Here is a 21,676-nt window from a genome sequence, read left to right as displayed (position 1 = left end):
CCAGTCAAACCGGTCGCTCCCGGCGCACGAATGCGACGGTCAGCGCGCGACGCCCTCACCTTCAAGCCAAACTCAACGACGCATCACCTTTTCCGACGGCGTCAGCGCTTCGATATAAGCCGGGCGGCTGAAAATACGCTCGGCATACTTCATCAGCGGTGCGGCGTTCTTCGACAGTTCGATGCCGTAGTGATCCAGACGCCACAAGAGCGGTGCGATCGCCACGTCGAGCATCGAGAACTCTTCGCCGAGCATGTACTTGTTCTTCAGGAAGATCGGCGCGAGCTGGGTCAGGCGGTCGCGAATCGCGAGACGTGCTTTCTCGTGATTCTTTTCGGCGGCCTTGCCCTTCTCGTTTTCCAGCGTGCCGACGTGCACGAACAGTTCCTTCTCGAAATTGAGCAGGAACAGGCGCGCGCGCGCACGTTGCACCGGGTCGGCCGGCATCAGTTGCGGATGCGGGAAGCGTTCGTCGATGTACTCGTTGATGATGTTCGATTCGTACAGAATCAGGTCCCGTTCGACGAGGATCGGCACTTGACCATACGGATTCATCACAGCGATGTCTTCCGGTTTGTTGAACAGGTCGACGTCGCGGATCTCGAAGTCCATGCCTTTCTCAAACAACACCAGCCGGCAGCGCTGGGAGAATGGGCAAGTTGTGCCGGAATACAGAACCATCATGTTTACGTTTCCTCAAAAAGCTGAAGGGCCAGCACGCAGAAAAACCGTCCAGCAGGTCTCTCCTTGCGCCGGCCCCACGCCAGTCATGGCGTGATTATTTGATATCTTTCCAGTACGCGGCGTTCAATCGCCAGGCGAAAAAGCTCAGGATACCGAGGAACAGCAGCACCCAGACACCCAGCCGGTGACGGGTTTGCTGCGTCGGTTCGGACATCCAGGACAGGTACGACACGAGGTCGGCCACATCCGAATCATAATCCACCGGCGAGAGTGTCCCCGGCGTGATCTGCTGGTAGCCGACGAATTTACGGACTTTTTCCCCGGTCCTTTCGTCGACATCGTCTTCGAACTTCGCCGTACGTTGCCCCTGAAGCTGCCACAACACGTGAGGCATGCTCACGTTTTCATACACCAGATTGTTCCAGCCCGTAGGCCGCGTATCGTCGCGATAAAAACTGCGCAGATACGTATACAGCCAGTCACGGCTGCGGGCCCGCGCCTCCACCGACAAATCCGGCGGCGTCGTGCCGAACCACGCTTTCGCGTCATCCGGCTTCATTGCGATCGACATGGTGTTGCCGATCTTATCGGTGGTGAACAGCAGATTTGTTTGAATTTCCTGCGGTGAAATGCCCAAACTGGTCAATGCGCTGTAACGCATCAGATTCGCGCTGTGGCAATTCAGGCAGTAGTTTACAAACAATTTGGCGCCGTGCTGCAAAGAAGCGAAATTGTCCGCGTTATCGGGCGCGCGGTCGAGCGGGAAATTGTCGTCCGCGTAAGCCGGCGCCGCCAGCAGCGCGAGCGCCAAAGTCAGCGATGCGGCCCCGATCACCGCTAGCCTCGAAAGGATTTTTCTCATCGTCATGTCTCCTTGGCCTGCGATTAGTGAGGCTTGAACCGCACCCGTTCGGGTGGCTGCTTGAACTTGCCAAGCGGCGTCCAGAACGGCATACCAAGGAAAAACGCGAAGTAGACCAGCGCGCAGATCTGCGCAATCAAGGTCGCAGCGGGCGACACGGGCCTCGTCCCAAGAAACGCCAGCGTCAGAAAAATCAGCACGAAGATCGCGTAGAACACCTTGTGAAAAAACGGCCGGTAGCGGATCGATTTCACGGGTGAACGATCGAGCCACGGCAGGAAAAACAGCGAGATGACCGCGCTGCCCATCACCACCACGCCCCAGAACTTCGACTGTGTGAAATACATGGCCAGAATCACCAGCACCGCCAGAATCGGCAAGCCGCCTCTCCACTTGCCTCGCGCTCGCAGCAGCGCCAGTAACCCCAGCAAGGCGATCACGATCATCAGCACGATCTTGAACGGATCGGTGGTGGCGCGCAGCATTGCATAGAACGCGGTGAAGTACCACACCGGCGCGATTTCCGGCGGCGTCTGCAGCGGGTTGGCCGGAATGAAGTTGTTCGCCTCCAGGAAGTAGCCGCCCATCTCCGGTGCGAAGAAGATGATCGCCGCGAAGATCAGCAGGAACACGCTCACACCCATGAAGTCATGCACTGAGTAATACGGGTGAAACGGGATGCCGTCGAGCGGAATGCCGTTTGCATCCTTTTTCGCCTTGATCTCCACGCCGTCCGGGTTGTTCGAGCCCACTTCGTGCAGCGCCACCAGGTGCGCCACCACCAGCCCGATCAGCACGAGCGGAATCGCGATCACGTGAAACGCGAAAAAGCGGTTCAGCGTGACGTCCGATACGACATAGTCGCCACGAATCCACAGCGACAGGTCCGGGCCAATGAACGGGATCGCGGAGAACAGATTCACGATCACCTGTGCGCCCCAGAACGACATCTGGCCCCACGGCAGCAGGTAGCCAAAGAACGCCTCGGCCATCAGGCACAGGAAGATCGCGCAGCCGAAGATCCACACAAGTTCACGCGGCTTACGGTACGAACCGTACAGCAGGCCGCGAAACATGTGCAGATACACCACGACAAAGAACATCGACGCGCCCGTCGAGTGCATGTAGCGGATCAGCCAGCCCCACGGCACTTCGCGCATGATGTACTCGACCGAAGCGAACGCGAGCGTCGCATCGGGCTTGTAGTTCATCGTGAGGAAAATGCCGGTGACGATCTGGTTCACCAGCACCAGCATCGCCAGCGAGCCGAAGAAGTACCAGAAGTTGAAGTTCTTCGGCGCGTAGTACTCGGAAACGTGCTTTTTCCACGTTGCCGTCATCGGAAAACGGCGGTCGATCCAGCCGACCAGTCCGGTGGTCTCTGCCTCGTGTTCGATCGCCATTACGCTTCTCCTTTCTCGTCCTTACCGATCACGAGCTGGGTCGCCGACGTGAACATGTAACGAGGGATATCCAGGTTCTGCGGCGCAGGTTTGTTCTTGAAGACGCGGCCGGCCAGGTCGTAGGTCGAGCCATGGCACGGGCACAGGAAGCCGCCCGGCCAGTCGTCTGGAAGATTGGGCTGCGCGCCCTCCTGGAAGCGTGGCGTCGGCGTGCAGCCCAGATGCGTGCACACGGCGACGGTGACGAGAAGGTTCTTGTGATCCGGCCGTGAACGGAATTCGTTGTTGCAATACGCCGGTAACGGCATCGAGAAAGGATGTTCGGTATGGGGATCGGCTACTTCGTTATCGGCTTTCTGAACATCGGCGAGCATGCGGTCGGTACGGTTGAGAATCCATACCGGCTTGCCACGCCAGGCGACAGTCATCATGTCGCCGGGCTTCAGGTTGCTAATATCGGCTTCGACCGGCGCGCCGGCGGCCTTGGCCTTTTCAGATGGTGCAAACGAACCAACAAAGGGTACGACAGTGGCAACGCCTCCTATGCCACCTGCTACGGTCGTCGCGATCAGCCAGGTACGCCGGCCACCATCGACGAGCTCATCTTCTTTGTCTCGCATCACACGCCCCACTTCTGAGTTGGATTTTTCCTTCACGTCGCTTCTACCGACGCTAGTTTGCTCGAATGGAGTCGCCATTTACAAGGCCCGAATACCAAAAAGCGTGCGAAGTCTTTGATATCCAAGGGTTTCCCCGGACCAATCAGAAACTTTTTTGCGTCTCCTTTTAAGTGGACCCTGTAGATTTCGTGCTTTTTTGTTCAGTAATCAGACAGGATTGTGAATATCGATAAAGAGGTGTTCGATATCAAAGGATTCTGACAAATGGGCCCCCACCGCCTGCACGCCAAAACGCTCGGTGGCGTGATGGCCGGCGGCGAGAAACGCGACGCCGCTTTCCATCGCAGCGTGCATGTTCGGCTCCGACACCTCCCCAGTCAGATAGACATCGGCGCCGGCCTCGATCGCCGCGTCGAAATAGCCTTGCGCGGCGCCGGTGCACCAGGCGACACGCCGCAACTCGCGGTCCTGGTCGCCGAACACGAGCGGCGTGCGGCCGAGCGTCTCTTCGACCTCAGCCGTGAAGTGCGCGAGCGAAACCGGCATGGGCAGCGTAGCCATCCAGCCGATGTCGTTCTCACCGAAGCGCGTGTCGCCGATCCAACCCATCTTCGCGCCTAGCTGCGCGTTATTGCCGAGTTCGGGATGGTCGTCGAGCGGCAGATGGTAGGCGAACAGGCTGAGATCGTTGGCGAGCAGCAGCTTCAGGCGTTCATACTTGCGACCGGTGATCTGCGGCGCCTCGTTGCGCCAGAAGTAGCCGTGATGAACCAGCACGGCGTCCGCGCCCCAGTCCAGCGCCGCCTCCAGAAAGGCCCGCGACGCGGTCACGCCCGTGGCGAGTTTATTGACCTTGCGGCGCCCTTCCACCTGTAGGCCGTTTGGGCAGTAGTCCTTGAAGCGCGCGGTTTCAAGAACTTTGTTCAAGTACAATTCAAGTTCGATCCGATCCATATAAACCTCTAGTCTTCAGATGCTTAGACGCTTTTGGCTGTTCTTTGCCCAAGCGGTGACCGTGCTGTTGGCGCTGATGTTCATCATTGCGACCCTCAAACCGCAATGGCTGCAGCGACAAGGGCAATTCGGCAAGCAGCTCGCCGAGCCGATCGTCGCCCTCAGGGAGGTAGCGCCTGGCATCGTCAGCAGCGGCCCCGCGCAGGCCTCCTATGCAGACGCCGCGCAAAAGGCCTCGCCTGCGGTGGTCAACGTCTTCTCAAGCAAGGACGGATCGTTGCCGCCCGACCCTCGGGCGAAAGACCCGCTGTTTCGTTACTTCTTCGGCGATAAGAACAATAACCGCAGACAACAGGAGCAGCCCGCCTCGAATCTGGGCTCAGGCGTTATCGTGAGTTCGGAAGGTTACATTCTAACGAACCAGCACGTTGTCGAAGGCGCCGATCAGATCGAAATCGCCCTCGCGGACGGCCGCACCACCACCGCCAAGGTGATCGGCGTCGATCCGGAGACCGATCTGGCGGTGCTCAAGGTGAACCTTACCAATCTGCCTACCATCACGCTCGGTCGCATGGACCAGACGCGGGTGGGCGACGTGGTGCTGGCCATCGGCAACCCGTTCGGGGTCGGCCAAACGGTGACCATGGGCATTGTCAGCGCCCTCGGGCGCAATCACCTTGGCATCAATACCTTCGAAAACTTCATCCAGACTGACGCGGCCATCAACCCGGGCAATTCGGGCGGCGCACTGGTGGATGTGCACGGCAATCTGCTTGGCATCAATACCGCCATTTATTCACGCTCGGGAGGCTCGCTTGGCATCGGCTTCGCTATTCCGGTTTCGACGGCGCGCAGCGTACTGGAGAGCATCATCACTACGGGCTCTGTGACGCGCGGCTGGATTGGCGTCGAGCCTCAGGACGTGACGCCGGAGATTGCTGAGTCCTTTGGCCTGGATCAGAAGACCGGGGCGATTGTCGCGGGCGTGCTGAAGAACGGTCCCGCGGACCGCGCTGGCGTCAAGCCGGGCGATATTCTGGTGAGCGTGGACGGCCAGGACATCACCGATACAACGCGCCTCTTGAACCTCATCGCGCAGATCAAGCCGGGCTCCACCGCGAAGATTCATCTGGTGCGCAAGAATCGCGAGATGGATCTCGACGTGATGATCGGCAAACGCCCGCCGCCGCCCAAACAACCTGCGGGAGGCGATGACAACAACAACAACGACGATCAGGATGATGGCGGCGGTTGACGACGGTGGGCCGGCCAAGGGCACCAAGCAAAAAGGGCAGTCCCGATGGGGACTGCCCTTTTTGCTTGGTGCCTTTCAAGTGCCTGCCGAAGCTCGCTTCGCATGCGCCGCGATGTGCAGACTGAGTACGAACCCGTGCGCATCTGAGGCGCCCTGACAACCGGGCACAACCCACCTGCCATACCCTCAACTCGCCGCGTGCTCTTCCTCGTCTGCCACTTCAACCTGTTTGCCGACAATCAACCGCGCCGCAATGATGCCCGCCTCGTACAACACGATCAGCGGGAGCGCCAGAATCAGCTGTGAAAACACGTCAGGCGGGGTGACGACTGCAGACACCACGAACGCGCCAACGACCACATACGGACGGATCTGCCGCAGTTTCTTGATCGTCAGAATGTTCATCCGCACCAGTATCACGACGACAATCGGCACTTCGAATGTCACCCCGAATGCCAGGAACATCGTCAGGACGAAACTCAGGTAATTGTCGATATCGGTGTTCATCGCCGCGCCGAGCGGCGCGTTGTAGTGCGCCATCACGCGAAAGATGGTCGGAAACACCACAAAGTAGGCGAAGGCCATGCCGCACAAAAACAGCGTGTAGCTGCTGCCCACCAGCGGCCCGACCAGTTTCTTCTCATGCTGGTAAAGGCCTGGCGCCACGAAGGCCCAGATCTGGTACAGCACGATGGGCAGCGCAATCACAAACGCCACCATCATCGTGACCTTCATCGGCACGAAGAAAGAGCCGGTGACGTCGGTGACGATCAGCTTGCCGTCTTTCGGCAGATTCATCATCAACGGCCGCGCGAGCAGCTTGAAGATGTCCGGGGCCCAATAAACGAGCCCGAGAAACACCACGATGACGGCTATGCCAGCGCGAATAATGCGGTCGCGTAGTTCGACGAGATGCGAGATGAAGGTCTCTTCAGTGCCTTCGCCCTGGGTTTGCTGGGGGTCGCTCACACCGGCCCTCGGTAGGAGATTAACGCTAGGGTCATCAGAAGAAGCGCGTCGGCCGGCGCAAACTAACCGGCGTATGACGCGCCACGCGTGCCGCGCCCGACTGTACGCGCGTACGACGCGTAGTGGCGCGTTTGTACCACGTCGGCATGGCGCTCTGTTTGACGCGCCAGTTCTTGCGCCTGGACGCCGCAGCCGGCGTGCTGTGCCACGTGGTTGTGGAAATGGGTGAACCACCGCTCGCCGCGCCTTCCAGCGCGCCACCCGCAATGCTCGGGCTCACGGTCGAGCCCGAATTCCACGCATCGTTCAGCTCGCTTTCGTGCTGGCGCAGATTGTCGTGGATGGTGTTCTGGACGTTGCTCGCCGCTTTTTGCACGTTGCTCGCAGCCGATTCGAACTCGGTCTTCATGCGACGCAATTCGTCGAGTTCGATTTCACGCGTGACTTCGGCCTTCACGTCGTTGATATAGCGCTGCGCCCGCCCAAACAGGGCGCCCGCCGTGCGTGCCACACGCGGCAGCCGCTCCGGCCCGAGCACAACCAGCGCGACGACGCCGATCAGCGCCATCTTGGTTAGACCGAGGTCCAGCATGAATTGTCGTCCCCGTCAGTAAGCGGTTTGAACGCCGCTTAGCGGTAATCGCCCGAACGCGGCGTCTTTTCTTTTGCGTCGACGTCAACCGTGTCGGTACGCGGCAGTTCACGCTGTTGTGCCTCGCTTCCCGGTGTGTCCGCCTCTTTCATGCCTTCCTTGAAGCCCTTGACCGCGCCACCCAGATCAGTGCCGATGTTGCGCAGCTTCTTCGTACCAAACACCAGTGCGACGATCAACAAAACAATCAGCCAGTGCCAAATACTCAACGAACCCATGACTACTCTCCAATAAACCCCGCCGTCGCGTATCTACGCGGCGAATATCTGCGCCTTACGGCCCGAATCGAGGCGCTTACGCCTCATCTATATGTTGCCGCCGCTGTTTCAGACTCCTGCCAACGGCTCAGCGCATGATTGTGTCCTGGTTACCGCGACGGCGTCGTTACATTCAACCGAAAACGCCTTCGCCGAACCGCCTGCCATGACGCACAGCCCGACACGCCCGGAACGCACCTGATCGGTGCATCAACCGTGTCGTGCGGACGCGGCGCTCACCCCATGCGTTGCCACGGGCGCGGCCCCGCCAGAATATGCGCATGCAGGTGATATACCTCTTGTCCCCCGCCCGGCCCGGTATTGATTACTGTGCGGAAACCCGTCTCGCCGCCCGTGTAGGCAACGCCGAGCTGGTCGGCCAGCCGCGCCACCAATACCAGCATTCTACCAAGCAGCGGCGCATCGCCTTCGTTGCAGTTTGACAGCGTCTCAATGTGCTTGCGCGGAATCACCAGCACATGCGTTTCGGCCGCCGGACGGATATCGCGGAAAGCGACGAACTCATCGTCCTCGTGGACTTTGGTGGACGGAATCTCGCCTGAGGCGATCCTGCAAAAAAGACAGTTCGAGTCGTGGCTCATGGTAGTCCTGAAGCGCAAGCGGGCAAGGCCGTCAGATCAAAGTGGTCAGAACCACGCCCTTGGAGTCTGCAGCGGCTTGTTATCGTACAGATACAGCCAGCCTTTGATAATACGGTACAACATCCAGATGCCGACGGCCCAAAGGATCGGAATGCCAATCACGACGAAAAACAGCAGGCCGCCGATCAGGTAGCCGAGCATGCACCACCAGAACGTGCGCATCTGCCACTGGAAATGCGCCTCATAGGGTGTACCTACGACATCGGCGCGCTTCACGTAGTTGATGATGATCGCGATCAGCACCGAGATCCCGCCCGTCAGCCAGTACACTGCATACAGCGCGTACAGCACATGCGTCAACGTGCGCAGGCTGCGTTCCCGGTCGGATTCGAGCGCATTGCGGTAAGACGGCGGCGGATATCCGCCTTGCGACTGTTCCATGCTTGCTAGCTCCTGGTGATTCGGGGTGCGGCTTCGGGGTACGGCTTAAGGTGAGGATTTGGGTTATATCTGGGTCGCCTTGCGGCCGACGCTTACGGCACAACGGACGCAGCGTTGCGCCCGGCGCGTCGGCTTCAATCGCCGTTTTCCTCACGTTCGCGGCTCTTGCGCAACGCTTTCTCTTCGATGCCAGAGGTGCCTTCGCGGCGCTCAAGTTCGGCCAGCACGTCAGCTGGGTTCAGATCGAAATGCGACAGCATCACGAGGCAATGAAACCAGAGGTCAGCCACTTCGCCAACCAGCGCTCCGGGCGCGCCACCCTGGCGCACGTCCTTGGCGGCAAGCACGACTTCCGTCGCTTCTTCGCCGATCTTCTTGAGGACCGCGTCGTCACCCTTGTGAAACAGCCGCGACACATACGATACGTCGGGGTCTCCGCCCTTGCGGCCGTCAATGATCGCGGCAAGGCGCAGCAGCGTGTCGGTGGTCGATTGCGAGATTTGCGTCATTTGTAGATCTGTTCGGGGTCTTTCAGCACGGGCTCGACCGCAATCCAGTTGCCGTCTTCCACGGTGCCTTCGAATTTCTGGAAAAAACATGAGTGACGGCCGGTGTGACAGGCGATGCCCGACACCTGCTCTACTTTCAGCAGTACGACGTCTTCGTCGCAATCGAGCCGCACTTCATGCACCTGCTGCACGTGGCCGGATTCTTCGCCCTTGAACCACAGGCGCTGGCGCGAACGCGAGAAATACACCGCGCGACCGGTCTCGATGGTCTTCGACAATGCTTCGCGGTTCATCCACGCAAACATCAGCACGTCGTTGGTCGACGCTTCCTGCGCGATGACCGGCACAAGACCGTTCGCGTCCCACTTCACCTTGTCGAGCCAGTCGACGGCTGTTGGATTCACCACGTCACAACCTCACCGAAATGCCTTGCCCGGCCATGAAGCGCTTGGCTTCGCCGACCGTGTGTTCGCCGTAGTGGAAGATGCTCGCGGCCAGTACTGCGTCCGCGTGGCCGCTCGTGATGCCGTCTGCTAGATGCTGCAGCGAGCCGACACCGCCCGAGGCGATCACCGGAATCGAGACAGCGTCCGATACCGCACGGGTCAGCGCCAGATCGAAGCCGCTCTTGGTGCCGTCGCGATCCATGCTGGTCAGCAGGATTTCACCGGCGCCGAGTTCCGCCATTTTGCGCGCCCATTCAACCGTATCCAGCCCGGTGGCCTTGCGCCCGCCGTGCGTAAACACTTCCCAGCGCGGCGTCTCGCCTTCGGCAGAGACGCGCTTGGCATCGATGGCCACCACGATGCATTGCGAGCCGTACTTATCCGTCGCGTCTCGTACCAGTTGCGGATTCGCCACCGCCGACGAGTTCATGCTGATCTTGTCCGCGCCCGCGTTGAGCAGGCGCCGCACATCTTCGACCGCGCGTACGCCACCGCCCACCGTCAGCGGAATGAATACCTGCGAGGCGACCGCTTCGATGATCGGAAGGATCAGGTCGCGTTGATCGGAGGTTGCGGTGATGTCGAGGAACGTGAGTTCGTCGGCACCCTGTTCGTCGTAGCGACGAGCAATTTCCACCGGATCGCCGGCGTCACGCAGTTCGACGAAATTGACGCCTTTGACCACGCGTCCAGCCGTGACGTCGAGACAGGGAATAATGCGTTTAGCTAGAGCCATGATGTTGCAAATTCTTGCCAATACCGCTGATGAGGCCGCTCAGAGGCGAGCGGCACAGTGCCGACGCACGCTGTTGTGCCGGGCTGGCTCGGGCAGATCTACAAGCCCGACCCGCTGGAGTCGCTTCACGCATGCGCCGCGTTGAGCCGCGCGTCACGAAGCGCACGCCTGCGGTTCGCTCGCGCCGCCGTTTTCAGGCGTCGTCCGACTCGCGCAGCTTGTCCGCATGCGTTTGCGCCGCCGCGAAATCCAGATCACCTGAATAAATCGCGCGCCCGCAGATCACGCCTTCGATGCCTTCGACTTCCACTTCGCACAATGCGTCGATATCAGCCATGTTCGACAGGCCGCCGCTCGCGATCACTGGAATCTTCACCGCGCGCGCCAGACGCACCGTGGCGTCGATGTTGATGCCTTGCAACATGCCGTCGCGGCCGATGTCGGTATAAATGATCGATTCGCAGCCGTAGTCCTCGAACTTGCGCGCGAGGTCCACGACTTCGTGGCCGGTCAGCTTGCTCCAGCCGTCGGTAGCAACCTTGCCGTCTTTCGCATCGAGGCCGACGATGATGTGGCCGCCGAATGCCGTGCACGCGTCCTGCAGAAAGCCAGGATTTTTCACCGCCGCCGTGCCGATGATCACGTACGACAGACCGTCGTCCAGATAGCGCTCAATCGTGTTCAGGTCGCGGATGCCCCCGCCCAACTGGACGGGAATCTCACCACCGACTTCTTCGATGATCGCGCGGATCGCGTCTTCGTTCTTCGGCTTACCGGCAAAAGCTCCATTGAGGTCGACGAGATGCAGGCGCCGGGCGCCGCGGTCGACCCAATGTCGGGCCATGGCCGCCGGTTCCTCGGAAAAAATCGTCGCCTGGTCCATGTCGCCCTGTTTGAGGCGTACACACTGACCATCTTTCAGGTCGATGGCGGGAATCAGCAGCATAGCAATCGGGTGTTGTCAGGGAAGAAGGTTTAAAGTCGGCCGGCACGCAAAGGCGCATAAGCCCGCTCGCGTATCGTTTCGCTAGTTTAGTACAACTCTTTCAGTACCCCGCCGGACCTGTATCGGCTCGGCGCAGACACGTCCGTCCGCCGCGGCGCAATGGTTCGCGCAGCGTGGGACGAGGTACAACAGTAAGTATCGTGCATGGGACGGCTACAGTTCACGGGTTCCAGTGCACAAAGTTGCGGTACACGCGCAGCCCCGCTTCGGCGCTCTTTTCCGGATGGAATTGAGTCGCGAAAATGTTATCCCGCGCCACCGCCGAGGTAAACGGCGCGCCGTACACGGTCTCGCCCGACGTATGAGCCGCGTTGTCCGGTACGACGTAGTAGCTGTGCACGAAATAGAAAAAGCTGCCATCCGCGACACCGTCCCACAGCGGATGCGGCTGCGCCTGACGCACGCGGTTCCAACCCATTTGCGGCACCTTGAAGCGCGAACCGTCGTCCTGCAACTGGCCGTCGAGTTCGAAACGCAGCACTTTGCCGGGCAGCAACCCAAGGCCCGGCGTATCGCCCTCGGCGCTCCAGTCGAACAGCATCTGCTCGCCCACGCACACACCCATCAGCGGCTTGCTGCGCGACGCTTCGACCACAGCCTCCTGCAAACCGGACTCACCGAGGCTGCGCATGCAGTCGGGCATCGCGCCTTGGCCTGGCAGCACCACGCGGTCGGCTGCACGAATCGCTTCCGGCCGATCGACGATAGCCACCTCGGCCTCAGGCGCAGCTTTGCGCAAAGCCTGGGCGACCGAACGCAGGTTGCCCATTCCGTAATCCACAATCGCAATCGAAGTTTTCATTTCAAGTTAGGCAGTAACGCCTTCAGACCGTCGACGATGAATTCCACCGCCAGCGCCGACAACATCAAACCCATCAACCGCGTGCCGATATTGATACCGGTGCGCCCCACCCAGCGAGCGATCGGCTCGGCCAGCCGCAGCGAAAAAAAGCAGATCGCCGCCAGCACCGCGCCAATAGCGATCAGACTAACCCGGTCGTACCAATGTGGCGAGTCGGCCGAATAGATAATCACCGTGCTGATCGCGCCCGGCCCCGTCAGCAAGGGGATCGCGAGCGGGACCACCGCTATGTTCTCCTTCTGCTCCGCTTCGTGACGCTCTTCCGGCGTTGAGCGGCTGTTGCCGATCTGCGCATTCAGCATGTTGATCGCCATCAGCAGCATGATGATGCCGCCGCCCACCTGGAGCGAGCCGACCGAGATGCCGAAAAAGCTGATGATCTGCTGCCCAAGCAGCGTCGTCACCGCAATCACGCAGAACACCGAAATAGCCGCAATACGAATCGTCCTGCGCCGCTCCGCGTCCGATTGCTGGGCCGTGAGGCTCATAAAGAACGGGATGGCGCCAACCGGATTGATCAGCGCGAGGAGCGAGATAAACGACTTGAGGATATCCATCGCTAGCCGGTCGCGCGCAACGCGCACGTCCGGTCCGGTTCGTCCTGCTTACCTGCCTAGAGACTACCCTTGGTCGACGGAATCTGCCCCGCCGCGCGTTCGTCCAGTTCGACAGCCATGCGCAAGGCGCGTCCGAATGCCTTGAACACCGTTTCCATTTGGTGGTGGGCGTTCAGACCACGAAGGTTGTCGATGTGTAGCGTCACGCCGGCGTGATTCACAAAGCCGCGGAAAAATTCGATGGAGAGATCGACGTCAAACGTACCGATACGCGCACGCGTGAACGGCACGTGGAATTCGAGGCCCGGGCGACCGGAAAAATCGATCACGACGCGCGATAGCGCTTCGTCGAGCGGCACGTAGGAATGGCCGTAGCGCCGAATGCCCTTCTTGTCGCCGACGGCCTTCGCGACCGCCTGCCCCAGCGTGATGCCGACGTCTTCGACCGTGTGATGGTCGTCGATCTGCGTGTCGCCATGCGCCTCGATGTCCAGATCGATCAATCCATGCCGCGCGATCTGGTCGAGCATGTGGTCAAGGAACGGCACACCGGTGGCGAGCTTCTGCTTGCCGGTGCCGTCCAGATTGATCTTGATACGGATCTGCGTTTCGCTAGTGTCGCGAACGACTTCCGCCTGGCGCATGGTAATTCCTCGAATCTGACTATGAAAGAAAGGGGGTGGGGGAACGCCGTGCGCCACGCCCGCGGTGCGGGACGCGGCGCGACAGCACGCCGTTTAATGCAGGACCAGCTTTAATGCCGCCAGCAGTTGCGCGTTTTCTTCAGGGGAACCGACCGTCAGACGCACGCAATTCGCCAGCAATGGATGCATTTTACTCACGTTTTTGATCAAAACCCGTGCAGTCAGCAGGGTTTCGAAGGTAACGGATGCGTCCGGGACCCGCACCAGCAGGAAGTTGCCCGCGCTTGGAAACACTTCGGCGCCCGGCAGCGCGCTCACCGCATGCGCGAGTTTCGTACGCTCTTCGCGTAGTTGTGCGGCCTGCGCATCGAGTACGTCGAGGTGGTCGAGCAGGAAATCGGCGGTGGCCTGGGTCAGCACATTGACGTTGTACGGCGGGCGCACCTTGTCAAACTCGTTCAGCCACGTCGAGCGTCCAGCCAGGTAGCCTAAGCGGATGCCGGCGAGTCCCAGCTTGGAGACCGTACGCATGACGACCACGTTGTCGAACGCGTCGGCGCGAGGCAGCCAGCTTTGCTGCGCAAACGGCTGATAGGCCTCGTCGATCACCACGAGGCTCTTGTTGGCGGCGGCGATGATCCGCTCCATGTCCTCGTCGTCGTACAGCGTGCCGGTCGGATTATTCGGGTAGGCCAGGTAAATGATCGCCGGTTCATGCTCGGCAATGGCCGCGAGCATGGCTTCGGCGTCGAGCGTGAAATCCACCTTCAGCGGCACGCCGACGAACTCCAGATTCGCCAGTTTTGCCGACAACTGGTACATCACGAAGCCAGGCACCGGTGCCACCACCTTGGCGCCTGGCTTTGCGCACGCCATCGACACCATGCTGATGATTTCGTCCGAGCCGTTACCCAGCAGCACCTCGCAACTGGCCGGCACGTTCATCACCCGCTTGATCTTTTCGAGCAGCGCTTCGGGCCGCGGCGCCGGATAGCGGTTCAGCGCGACACCCGCGAGACGCTCGCCGAGTTGCGCCGCCAGCGGCGCTGGCAGCGAAAACGGATTCTCCATGGCGTCGAGCTTCACGAAGCCCGAGGCGTCGGGAACCGGATAGCTCGTCATCGCGAGCACGTCGCGGCGAATAATGTCTTGTGGTGTCGTCATGGGTAGGCGAACCGGTCCACAGAGGACCGGTCAGGCAGGGGCGGCGCGAGAACCGCCCCGGTTGGTCAATGTTCTGGTTTTGCGACGGCTGGCTTGCGTTTGCGGGAAACGCGCTCAGCTCAGCCGTTCTGCTTCATGCGGTACTCGGCGCTGCGGGCATGTGCCGGCAGACCTTCACCGTACGCGAGTTCGGCAGCGATCTCGCCCAAGGTTTGCGCACCTTCGGCGCTGACCTCAATCACGCTCGAGCGCTTGAAGAAATCATAGACGCCAAGTGGCGACGAGAAACGTGCGGTACGAGACGTAGGCAGCACATGGTTCGGCCCTGCGCAGTAGTCGCCGAGGCTTTCACTGGTGTAGCGGCCAAGGAAGATCGCACCGGCATGGCGAATCAGCTTGCCCCATTGATGCGGTTCGAGCGCGGAGATTTCGAGGTGTTCCGGGGCGATGTCGTTGGCAATCGCGCAGGCTTCCGCCATATCGCGCACCTTGACCAGTGCACCTCGGCCCTCCAGCGACGCGCGGATCACATCCCGGCGCGGCATGGTCGGCAGTAGTTCGTTAATGGCCTCTTGCACGCGATGGATGAACGCGTCGTCCGGGCACAGCAGAATGGATTGCGCGAGTTCGTCGTGCTCGGCCTGCGAGAACAGGTCCATCGCGATCCAGCGCGGGTCCGTGGTTCCGTCGCACAGGACCAGAATCTCCGACGGACCCGCAATCATGTCGATGCCAACCGTGCCAAACACGCGGCGTTTGGCCGATGCGACATACGCGTTGCCGGGACCGCAGATCTTGTCGACGGCCGGCACGGTAGCCGTGCCGTACGCCAGCGCGCCAACGGCCTGCGCGCCGCCAATGGTGAACACACGATCCACGCCACCCAGTAACGCTGCGGCCAACACCAGCGGATTCTTTACACCGTCCGGCGTCGGCACGACCATAACGATTTCGCGCACACCGGCCACGCGTGCCGGAATCGAGTTCATCAGCACCGACGACGGATAGGCAGCCTTGCCGCCCGGCACATAAATACCCGCGCGATCCAGCGGCGTGACCTTCTGGCCCAGCACCGTGCCATCCGATTCGGTGTACTGCCAGCTATGGCTGCCACATTCGATCTTCTGCTTCTCGTGGTATCCGCGCACCCGTGCGGCGGCGGCCTCGAGCGCCGCGCGACGACGCGGGTCCAGTCCTTCCAGCGCGGCTTCGAGTTCGGACATTGGCAATTCGAGCGCGGCGACGCTGGTAGCCTCAAGGCGATCGAAGCGGTTGGTGTATTCGAGCACTGCAGCGTCGCCACGTGCCTTCACGTCGGCCAGAATCTGCGCGACCGAGCGCTCGATCGCTTCGTCTTCGCTCGCCTCGAACGCGAGCACCGCGTGCAGCGCCTTGCGGAAGTCGGGAGCGCTGGAATCGAGTTTGCGAATGTTGATAGACATGCTGGTATCCGTTTCGGTAAGGCAAGCCTGAAACGTCTCAGGCAACAACTACTGGCAAACAATTCTGGCTAGAACTTCTGGCGACTTTGAGGCAAGCTCTGGACAACCGCGGGCCGCCTCCCGTGACCGGGGCGCCTCCTCGTAATCGCAGGGACACCACGTGGTAATCGCCGGGGCGCCCCGTGACAACTTCGAACGCCCCCGCTTCCTTACGCCGCCGCGTGGCCGTGATGCGACGCGCGTTCGAACGCCTCAAGGAACGGCCGCAGCGCGGCGCGCTTCAGTTTGAGCGCAGCCTGGTTCACCACGAGACGCGATGAGATCTGCATGATCTCTTCCACTTCGACGAGGTTGTTCGCGCGCAATGTGCCGCCCGAACTGACCAGGTCGACGATCGCGTCGGCGAGGCCCACCAGCGGTGCGAGTTCCATCGAGCCATACAGCTTGATCAGATCGACGTGCACGCCCTTCGCGGCAAAATGCTCGCGCGCCGTTTCCACATATTTGGTTGCCACGCGCAGACGTGCGCCTTGGCGCACCGCGTTCGCGTAGTCAAACCCCGCCTTGACCGCAACCGACATCCGGCACCGCGCGATATCCAGATCAACCGGTTGATACAGTCCGCTGCCGCCGTGTTCGAGCAATACGTCCTTGCCCGCGACGCCAAAATCAGCCGCGCCGTATTCAACGTAGGTGGGCACATCCGTAGCCCGCACGATGATGACGCGCAGGTTAGCGTCCGTCGTCGGCAGAATCAGCTTGCGCGACGTTTCCGGATCTTCGGCCACGTGGACACCGGCTGCGGCGAGCAACGGCAGCGTCTCTTCGAAGATACGCCCTTTTGACAATGCGAGCGTGAGCGGCGCGCTCACGGCCGGCGACGACGAGGTTTGCGGCTGCGCGCTCATGCTGCGCTCCCTTTGATGCGATGCACTTTCGCACCAACGGCCGTCAGCTTCGACTCCATCCGGTCGTAGCCGCGATCCAGGTGATAGATGCGGTCGATCAGCGTCTCGCCGTCAGCGCACAGGCCCGCAATCACCAGGCTCGCCGAGGCACGCAGATCAGTCGCCATCACCTTCGCGCCGGACAACTGGTTGACGCCCGTTACGAGGGCGGTATTGCCGTCGATCGTAATGTTCGCGCCCAGCCGGTTCAGTTCCTGCACGTGCATGAAGCGGTTTTCGAAGATCGTCTCGACCACTTGCGACGTGCCGTTTGCGATCGTGTTGAGCGCCATGAACTGCGCTTGCATGTCGGTCGGGAACGCCGGATATTCGGAAGTCCGCACGCCCACGGAATGCGGACGCTGGCTCATGCGCACGCGCATCCAGTCGTCGCCCTCTTCGATCGTGACACCCGCTTCGCGCAGCTTTTCAGTCACGGCTTCGAGGATCAGCGGACGCACGTGGCGCAACACCACATCGCCACCCGCCGCCGCGACCGCGCACAGGAACGTGCCGGCTTCGATACGGTCGGGAATCACCGTGTGCTTCGCGCCGTGCAGCCTGTCGACCCCTTGGATCACCAGACGGTCCGTGCCGATGCCTTCAATGCGCGCACCCATCTGCACCAGCAACTGCGCGAGATCGCCCACTTCCGGCTCGCGCGCGGCGTTCTCGATCACCGTTTCGCCATCGGCGAGCACCGCCGCCATCAGCAGATTTTCCGTGCCGGTGACGGTGATCATGTCGGTCACGATACGCGCGCCCTTCAGGCGCTTCGCACGGGCTTCGATAAAGCCGTGCTCGATCGTGATCTCTGCGCCCATCGCCTGCAGGCCCTTGATGTGCTGGTCAACCGGTCGCGCGCCGATCGCGCAGCCACCCGGCAGCGAGACCTTCGCTTCGCCAAAGCGGGCGAGCAACGGCCCGAGCACAAGGATCGACGCGCGCATCGTCTTCACCAGTTCATACGGTGCGACGAGGTTATCGACCGTCGACGCGTCGAGCGACACGCGGCATTCGCTGGACTCGGTTCGCACGCCCATCTGGTTAAGCAGCTTGAGCGTGGTGCGAACGTCCTGAAGGTCAGGCACGTTTTCGAGATGCACAGGCTCCGCGCTCAGCAACCCCGCGCACAGGATCGGCAACGCAGCATTTTTTGCCCCGGACACGACGACCTCACCGGTCAGCCGTTGGCCACCTTCAATGACGAGTTTGTCCATACCTGTCAGTTCCTGATCTGTCCGGCTCTGCGCCGGGACTGCTTTGCTCGCTGTGGCGGCGCCGCTGCCGGCATCGCGCCTATCTTGTGTAATTCGCACTAACTTTCCAGATTACGCGTTTTGCCATTCGGCGGGCGTCAGCGTCTTCATGCTGAGCGCGTGGATTTCCTGCTTCATACGGTCGCCAAGCGCCGCATAAACCAGTTGATGACGCTGGATCAGCCGCTTGCCCTCGAAGCTCGGTGACACGATGGTCGCAAAGAAATGCTGACCGTCGCCTTCCACTTCGAGATGCTCGCAGGCGAGCCCAACCGCGATGTACTGCTTGACCTGTTCAGGAGTCGGCAACATGGGAATACTCCTCGTCAGTGGCGCAGCTTGAAGCCGGAAGCGAGCATGCGCATCGCCACGGCAGCCAGCACCACGAAGAAACCGGCGACAATGGCCAGGCTTACAAACGGATCGATATCCGACAACCCGAAGAAACCGTAGCGAAAGCCGTCGATCATGTAGAAAAAAGGATTGAGCCGCGATATTTCACACCACACTGGCGGCAGCGTGTGAGTCGAATAGAACACGCCCGACAGGAACGTGAGCGGCATGATCAGAAAATTCTGGAAAGCGGCGAGCTGGTCGAACTTCTCGGCCCAGATACCGGCGATCAGCCCGAGCGTGCCGAGAATCGCCGCGCCCAGCACCGCAAACGCGATGATCAGCAGCGGCGCGTTAAAGCTCACCGGCACAAACCAGATCGTCACGATAAACACGCCGAACCCGACCGCCAGTCCGCGCACCACCGATGCCAGTACATAGGCGAAGTACATCTCATAGTGGGACAGTGGCGGCAGTAGCACGAACACCAGGTTGCCGGTAATTTTCGACTGGATTAGCGACGACGAACTGTTGGCAAATGAGTTCTGCAAAACGCTCATCATCACGAGGCCCGGAATCAGGAAGCTCGTGTATTCGACGCCCGGATAAACCTCGACGTGGCCGCGCAATGCGTGGCCGAAGATCGTCAGATACAGCAGCGCGGTAATGACCGGGGCGAGTACGGTCTGGAACGATACCTTCCAGAAACGCAGGAGCTCCTTGTAAAACAGCGTGCCAAAACCACCATAGCCACTCATGCAAGCCCCTCGATCACTTCCGGACCGTTCATCACCTGAACGAACACATCTTCGAGGTCGGCTTTGCGCACCTCGATTTCTTCGAATGTACAACCCGCATTGCGGCATTGCGCGAGAATCCGTTCAACGTCGTCGTAGCTCGTCAGACGCAGCAGATGTTGGCGCCCGTTGCCGTTGGCCGCGCCGGACTCGACTTCGAGCGGACGTAGTTCAGTAGGCAATGCGCCTTGCGCGAAGCGCAGGAACAGTTGCATGCCGGCAAAGCGCTGCAGCAGTGTGCTAGTGCGATCGAGCGCGACCACTTCGCCGCGCCGCAACATCGCAATCCGGTCGCATAGCGATTCCGCTTCTTCCAGATAGTGCGTGGTCAGGACAATCGTGTGGCCCTCGCGATTCAGGCGCGAGATGAACTTCCACAAGGTCTGACGCAACTCGACGTCGACGCCCGCGGTCGGCTCGTCGAGCACGATCACCGGCGGCCGGTGCACCAACGCCTGCGCGACCAGCACACGGCGTTTCATGCCACCCGAGAGAGCGCGCATATTGACGTCGGCTTTTTCGGTGAGGTCGAGATTGGCCATCACCTCGTCGATCCACGCATCGTTCTTGCGAAGGCCGAAGTAGCCGGATTGGATGCGCAAGGTTTCGCGGACCGTGAAGAACGGGTCGAACACGAGTTCTTGCGGCACGACCCCAAGCGCACGCCGGGCGTCGCGGAAATCATTGACGACGTCGTGACCCCGCACCGCGATGCTGCCTTCGTCGGCGCGCGCGAGACCCGCGAGGATGCTGATGAGCGTCGTCTTGCCCGCGCCGTTCGGACCGAGCAGTCCGAAGAACTCGCCTTCTTCCACCGTGAGGCTGACGCCCTTGAGCGCCTGAAGATCCTTGTAGCGCTTCTTGACGTTACGAATTTCTATGGCTGGCATGACTGTGCGCCGCTTTGGATCACGGCGCCTGATAGGTGCGCAAAGTGCTGGAAGGGACGAAATTGGGGCCCGTTGAAAGCCCCAAAAAACGTTTGATTATAGGGCAAAGTGGGAATGCCCGACTCTGCCCGGGGATTCGGGCAGACGACGCGAGAGCGTCAATGTCGCGTAGAAAGGAGGGTATCGACGCCGTAGGCGTGAGCGAGGCTGGCGAGACCAGCCGGCAGGTTAACAATTTCGAGCGCGGCGCCGCGCGCCTGGGCGGCGCGCTGCCATGCGATTAGCACAGCAAGCGCCGAGGAATCGAACTGCACGAGCGGCGCGCAATCGACGCCTCGCGCGCCGGCCGCGATACGCTGCAGACCGGCCTCGAGCGCAGCTTTCGCGCTCGCATGCGTGAGCGTCGTGCCGGTTTCGAAGCGGCCGGCACTACCCGCAGCGGAACCGGCCTCAACATTCACCGCAGTGCTCACGATTGCTTGCCAGAAGCGAGTTGCTGATTACGCTGCGTGAGGAACTGGATCAGCCCGTCCACGCCATGCTGCTGGATCTGTTCGTTGAACTGCTGTTGATACGCCTGGATCAGCCATGCGCCAAGCACGTTGATGTCATAGACGCGCCATCCCTGCGGCGTCTTGTACAGGCGATAGTCGAGTTCGACCGGCGAGCCGTTGTTCATCACGACCGAGCGCACCACCGTGTCGGTGTCGTCCGGGCTCATGCGAAACGGCTTGTACTGGATCTGCTGATCCTTCACCTGCGCGAGCGCACCCGAATACGTGCGGATCAGCAACATCTTGAACTGCTCGACCACAGCGTTTTGCTGCTCAGGCGTCGCGGCGCGCCAGTTGCGGCCCATGGCCAGTTGCGTCGTGCGACGGAAGTCCGTGTACGGCAGGATCTTTTCGTTGACGAGCTGGGTGATATGCGAAATGTCACCTTGCTGAATGGACTTGTCGCCCTTCACAGCGTCGACCACCTGTTGCGTGACGGTCTTGACCAGGACATCCGGCGAGCTGGAATCAACAGTTTGCGCGAAAGCAGAGCTTCCGAAGGAAACAAACGCTGCGAACAGCGAAACGAGAAAGAATTTTTTCATATCGAGCCTTGCGGAAAAATAATAGTGCAAACCTTGGAGCAGACAACGGTGCGCGAGTTCACTAGCAACCCGTACACAAACTGCGAGAGTCGTTTCCAGGTGTTACGGCCGCACCATCAATGCAACCTGAATGTTGGGAAATTGAGTCGCGGCGGCACGATCTGGTCGCCCGGGACCTGGGTTTCGGGACCACCGTTCAGATCCAACGGCGGTGTGATTTCCGTCCCGGAGGCCGGCTGCGCACCCGCAGCGGTTGCGGCCGAAGCTGCCGTCGGCGCGGACGGCC

At 60.8% G+C, this 21,676-nt stretch carries 27 protein-coding genes; 1 reads left to right on the top strand and 26 read right to left on the bottom strand.

From position 1 onward, the window contains the following. Positions 1-72: 72 nt before the first annotated feature. From WCA85_RS08925 to WCA85_RS08905, 5 genes are all read right to left on the bottom strand, one after another. The gene (locus tag WCA85_RS08925) at positions 73-684 is read right to left on the bottom strand and encodes a glutathione S-transferase N-terminal domain-containing protein (protein WP_006052302.1); all 612 of its coding nucleotides are present in this window, start codon (positions 682-684) and stop codon (positions 73-75) included. A gap of 94 nt (positions 685-778) precedes the next feature. After that, positions 779-1,546, bottom strand: a complete 768-nt coding sequence (locus WCA85_RS08920; RefSeq protein ID WP_424062978.1) for a cytochrome c1 — start codon at positions 1,544-1,546, stop codon at positions 779-781. 23 nt (positions 1,547-1,569) lie between these two features. Further along, positions 1,570-2,949: a cytochrome b gene (locus WCA85_RS08915; protein ID WP_424062976.1), complete on the bottom strand. Its 1,380-nt coding sequence runs from the start codon at positions 2,947-2,949 to the stop codon at positions 1,570-1,572. Beyond that, a complete protein-coding gene (gene petA / locus WCA85_RS08910; RefSeq protein WP_424063104.1) occupies positions 2,949-3,569 on the bottom strand; it encodes a ubiquinol-cytochrome c reductase iron-sulfur subunit in 621 nt (206 codons plus the stop codon). The genes WCA85_RS08915 and petA overlap by 1 nt, the downstream gene beginning before the upstream one ends. 207 nt (positions 3,570-3,776) lie before the next feature. After that, positions 3,777-4,523: a Nif3-like dinuclear metal center hexameric protein gene (locus tag WCA85_RS08905; RefSeq protein ID WP_424062975.1), complete on the bottom strand. Its 747-nt coding sequence runs from the start codon at positions 4,521-4,523 to the stop codon at positions 3,777-3,779. A 19-nt stretch (positions 4,524-4,542) separates the two neighbouring features. Between WCA85_RS08905 and WCA85_RS08900 the strand changes: the two genes are divergently transcribed. Beyond that, entirely contained in the window at positions 4,543-5,778 is a 1,236-nt protein-coding gene (locus tag WCA85_RS08900) for a Do family serine endopeptidase (protein WP_424062973.1), read from the top strand. A 186-nt stretch (positions 5,779-5,964) separates the two neighbouring features. Here the strand turns inward: WCA85_RS08900 and tatC are convergent, their stop codons facing one another. The 21 genes from tatC to WCA85_RS08795 all read right to left on the bottom strand — a co-directional run bounded on the left by tatC (position 5,965) and on the right by WCA85_RS08795 (position 21,390). Next, positions 5,965-6,747 carry a twin-arginine translocase subunit TatC gene (tatC, locus tag WCA85_RS08895; RefSeq protein ID WP_424062971.1) on the bottom strand — a complete coding sequence of 261 codons (783 nt, stop codon included), beginning with the start codon at positions 6,745-6,747 and terminating at the stop codon, positions 5,965-5,967. A 34-nt stretch (positions 6,748-6,781) separates the two neighbouring features. Then, the gene (tatB, locus tag WCA85_RS08890) at positions 6,782-7,339 is read right to left on the bottom strand and encodes a Sec-independent protein translocase protein TatB (protein WP_424062969.1); all 558 of its coding nucleotides are present in this window, start codon (positions 7,337-7,339) and stop codon (positions 6,782-6,784) included. 38 nt (positions 7,340-7,377) lie between these two features. Then, on the bottom strand, positions 7,378-7,617 hold the full coding sequence (tatA, locus tag WCA85_RS08885; protein WP_117338069.1) for a Sec-independent protein translocase subunit TatA: 240 nt from the start codon (positions 7,615-7,617) through the stop codon (positions 7,378-7,380). A gap of 275 nt (positions 7,618-7,892) precedes the next feature. Beyond that, complete coding sequence (locus WCA85_RS08880; RefSeq protein WP_424062968.1) at positions 7,893-8,258, bottom strand: histidine triad nucleotide-binding protein; 366 nt, start codon at positions 8,256-8,258, stop codon at positions 7,893-7,895. 45 nt (positions 8,259-8,303) lie between these two features. Further along, on the bottom strand, positions 8,304-8,699 hold the full coding sequence (locus WCA85_RS08875) for a DUF4870 family protein (RefSeq protein ID WP_424062966.1): 396 nt from the start codon (positions 8,697-8,699) through the stop codon (positions 8,304-8,306). 134 nt (positions 8,700-8,833) lie between these two features. Next, complete coding sequence (locus tag WCA85_RS08870; protein WP_424063103.1) at positions 8,834-9,199, bottom strand: phosphoribosyl-ATP diphosphatase; 366 nt, start codon at positions 9,197-9,199, stop codon at positions 8,834-8,836. Positions 9,200-9,204: 5 nt separating this feature from the next. Next, positions 9,205-9,615 carry a phosphoribosyl-AMP cyclohydrolase gene (gene hisI / locus WCA85_RS08865; protein WP_424062964.1) on the bottom strand — a complete coding sequence of 137 codons (411 nt, stop codon included), beginning with the start codon at positions 9,613-9,615 and terminating at the stop codon, positions 9,205-9,207. A 1-nt stretch (position 9,616) separates the two neighbouring features. Beyond that, complete coding sequence (gene hisF / locus WCA85_RS08860) at positions 9,617-10,390, bottom strand: imidazole glycerol phosphate synthase subunit HisF (RefSeq protein ID WP_424062963.1); 774 nt, start codon at positions 10,388-10,390, stop codon at positions 9,617-9,619. A 193-nt stretch (positions 10,391-10,583) separates the two neighbouring features. After that, on the bottom strand, positions 10,584-11,336 hold the full coding sequence (hisA, locus tag WCA85_RS08855) for a 1-(5-phosphoribosyl)-5-[(5-phosphoribosylamino)methylideneamino]imidazole-4-carboxamide isomerase (protein ID WP_424062961.1): 753 nt from the start codon (positions 11,334-11,336) through the stop codon (positions 10,584-10,586). A gap of 220 nt (positions 11,337-11,556) precedes the next feature. Further along, entirely contained in the window at positions 11,557-12,198 is a 642-nt protein-coding gene (hisH, locus tag WCA85_RS08850; protein WP_424062959.1) for an imidazole glycerol phosphate synthase subunit HisH, read from the bottom strand. Then, positions 12,195-12,815: a YchE family NAAT transporter gene (locus WCA85_RS08845; protein WP_424063101.1), complete on the bottom strand. Its 621-nt coding sequence runs from the start codon at positions 12,813-12,815 to the stop codon at positions 12,195-12,197. Before WCA85_RS08845 ends, hisH begins: the two co-directional genes overlap by 4 nt. A gap of 56 nt (positions 12,816-12,871) precedes the next feature. Then, complete coding sequence (gene hisB, locus WCA85_RS08840) at positions 12,872-13,459, bottom strand: imidazoleglycerol-phosphate dehydratase HisB (protein WP_424062957.1); 588 nt, start codon at positions 13,457-13,459, stop codon at positions 12,872-12,874. 93 nt (positions 13,460-13,552) lie between these two features. Beyond that, positions 13,553-14,623: a histidinol-phosphate transaminase gene (hisC, locus tag WCA85_RS08835; RefSeq protein WP_424062956.1), complete on the bottom strand. Its 1,071-nt coding sequence runs from the start codon at positions 14,621-14,623 to the stop codon at positions 13,553-13,555. A 119-nt stretch (positions 14,624-14,742) separates the two neighbouring features. Next, complete coding sequence (hisD, locus tag WCA85_RS08830) at positions 14,743-16,065, bottom strand: histidinol dehydrogenase (protein WP_424062954.1); 1,323 nt, start codon at positions 16,063-16,065, stop codon at positions 14,743-14,745. A 209-nt stretch (positions 16,066-16,274) separates the two neighbouring features. Beyond that, positions 16,275-16,973, bottom strand: coding sequence for an ATP phosphoribosyltransferase (gene hisG / locus WCA85_RS08825; RefSeq protein ID WP_424062952.1), 699 nt, complete (start codon positions 16,971-16,973; stop codon positions 16,275-16,277). Then, on the bottom strand, positions 16,970-18,232 hold the full coding sequence (murA, locus tag WCA85_RS08820; protein WP_424062950.1) for a UDP-N-acetylglucosamine 1-carboxyvinyltransferase: 1,263 nt from the start codon (positions 18,230-18,232) through the stop codon (positions 16,970-16,972). Before murA ends, hisG begins: the two co-directional genes overlap by 4 nt. A 111-nt stretch (positions 18,233-18,343) precedes the next feature. Next, the gene (locus WCA85_RS08815) at positions 18,344-18,583 is read right to left on the bottom strand and encodes a BolA family protein (RefSeq protein WP_424062948.1); all 240 of its coding nucleotides are present in this window, start codon (positions 18,581-18,583) and stop codon (positions 18,344-18,346) included. A 14-nt stretch (positions 18,584-18,597) separates the two neighbouring features. Continuing rightward, positions 18,598-19,362 (bottom strand): ABC transporter permease, encoded by a 765-nt coding sequence (locus WCA85_RS08810; RefSeq protein ID WP_424062946.1) that lies wholly within the window; start codon positions 19,360-19,362, stop codon positions 18,598-18,600. Further along, positions 19,359-20,291, bottom strand: coding sequence for an ABC transporter ATP-binding protein (locus tag WCA85_RS08805; RefSeq protein ID WP_424062945.1), 933 nt, complete (start codon positions 20,289-20,291; stop codon positions 19,359-19,361). Before WCA85_RS08805 ends, WCA85_RS08810 begins: the two co-directional genes overlap by 4 nt. A gap of 158 nt (positions 20,292-20,449) precedes the next feature. Then, positions 20,450-20,764 carry an STAS domain-containing protein gene (locus WCA85_RS08800; RefSeq protein ID WP_424062943.1) on the bottom strand — a complete coding sequence of 105 codons (315 nt, stop codon included), beginning with the start codon at positions 20,762-20,764 and terminating at the stop codon, positions 20,450-20,452. Beyond that, positions 20,761-21,390 carry an MlaC/ttg2D family ABC transporter substrate-binding protein gene (locus tag WCA85_RS08795; protein ID WP_424062941.1) on the bottom strand — a complete coding sequence of 210 codons (630 nt, stop codon included), beginning with the start codon at positions 21,388-21,390 and terminating at the stop codon, positions 20,761-20,763. Before WCA85_RS08795 ends, WCA85_RS08800 begins: the two co-directional genes overlap by 4 nt. Positions 21,391-21,676: the final 286 nt, after the last annotated feature.

Origin of the sequence: Paraburkholderia sp. (assembly GCF_049581445.1) — a bacterium.
In the GTDB taxonomy this organism is placed as follows: Bacteria; Pseudomonadota; Gammaproteobacteria; order Burkholderiales; family Burkholderiaceae; genus Paraburkholderia.
This window is presented reverse-complemented; position numbering and strand designations above follow the sequence as displayed.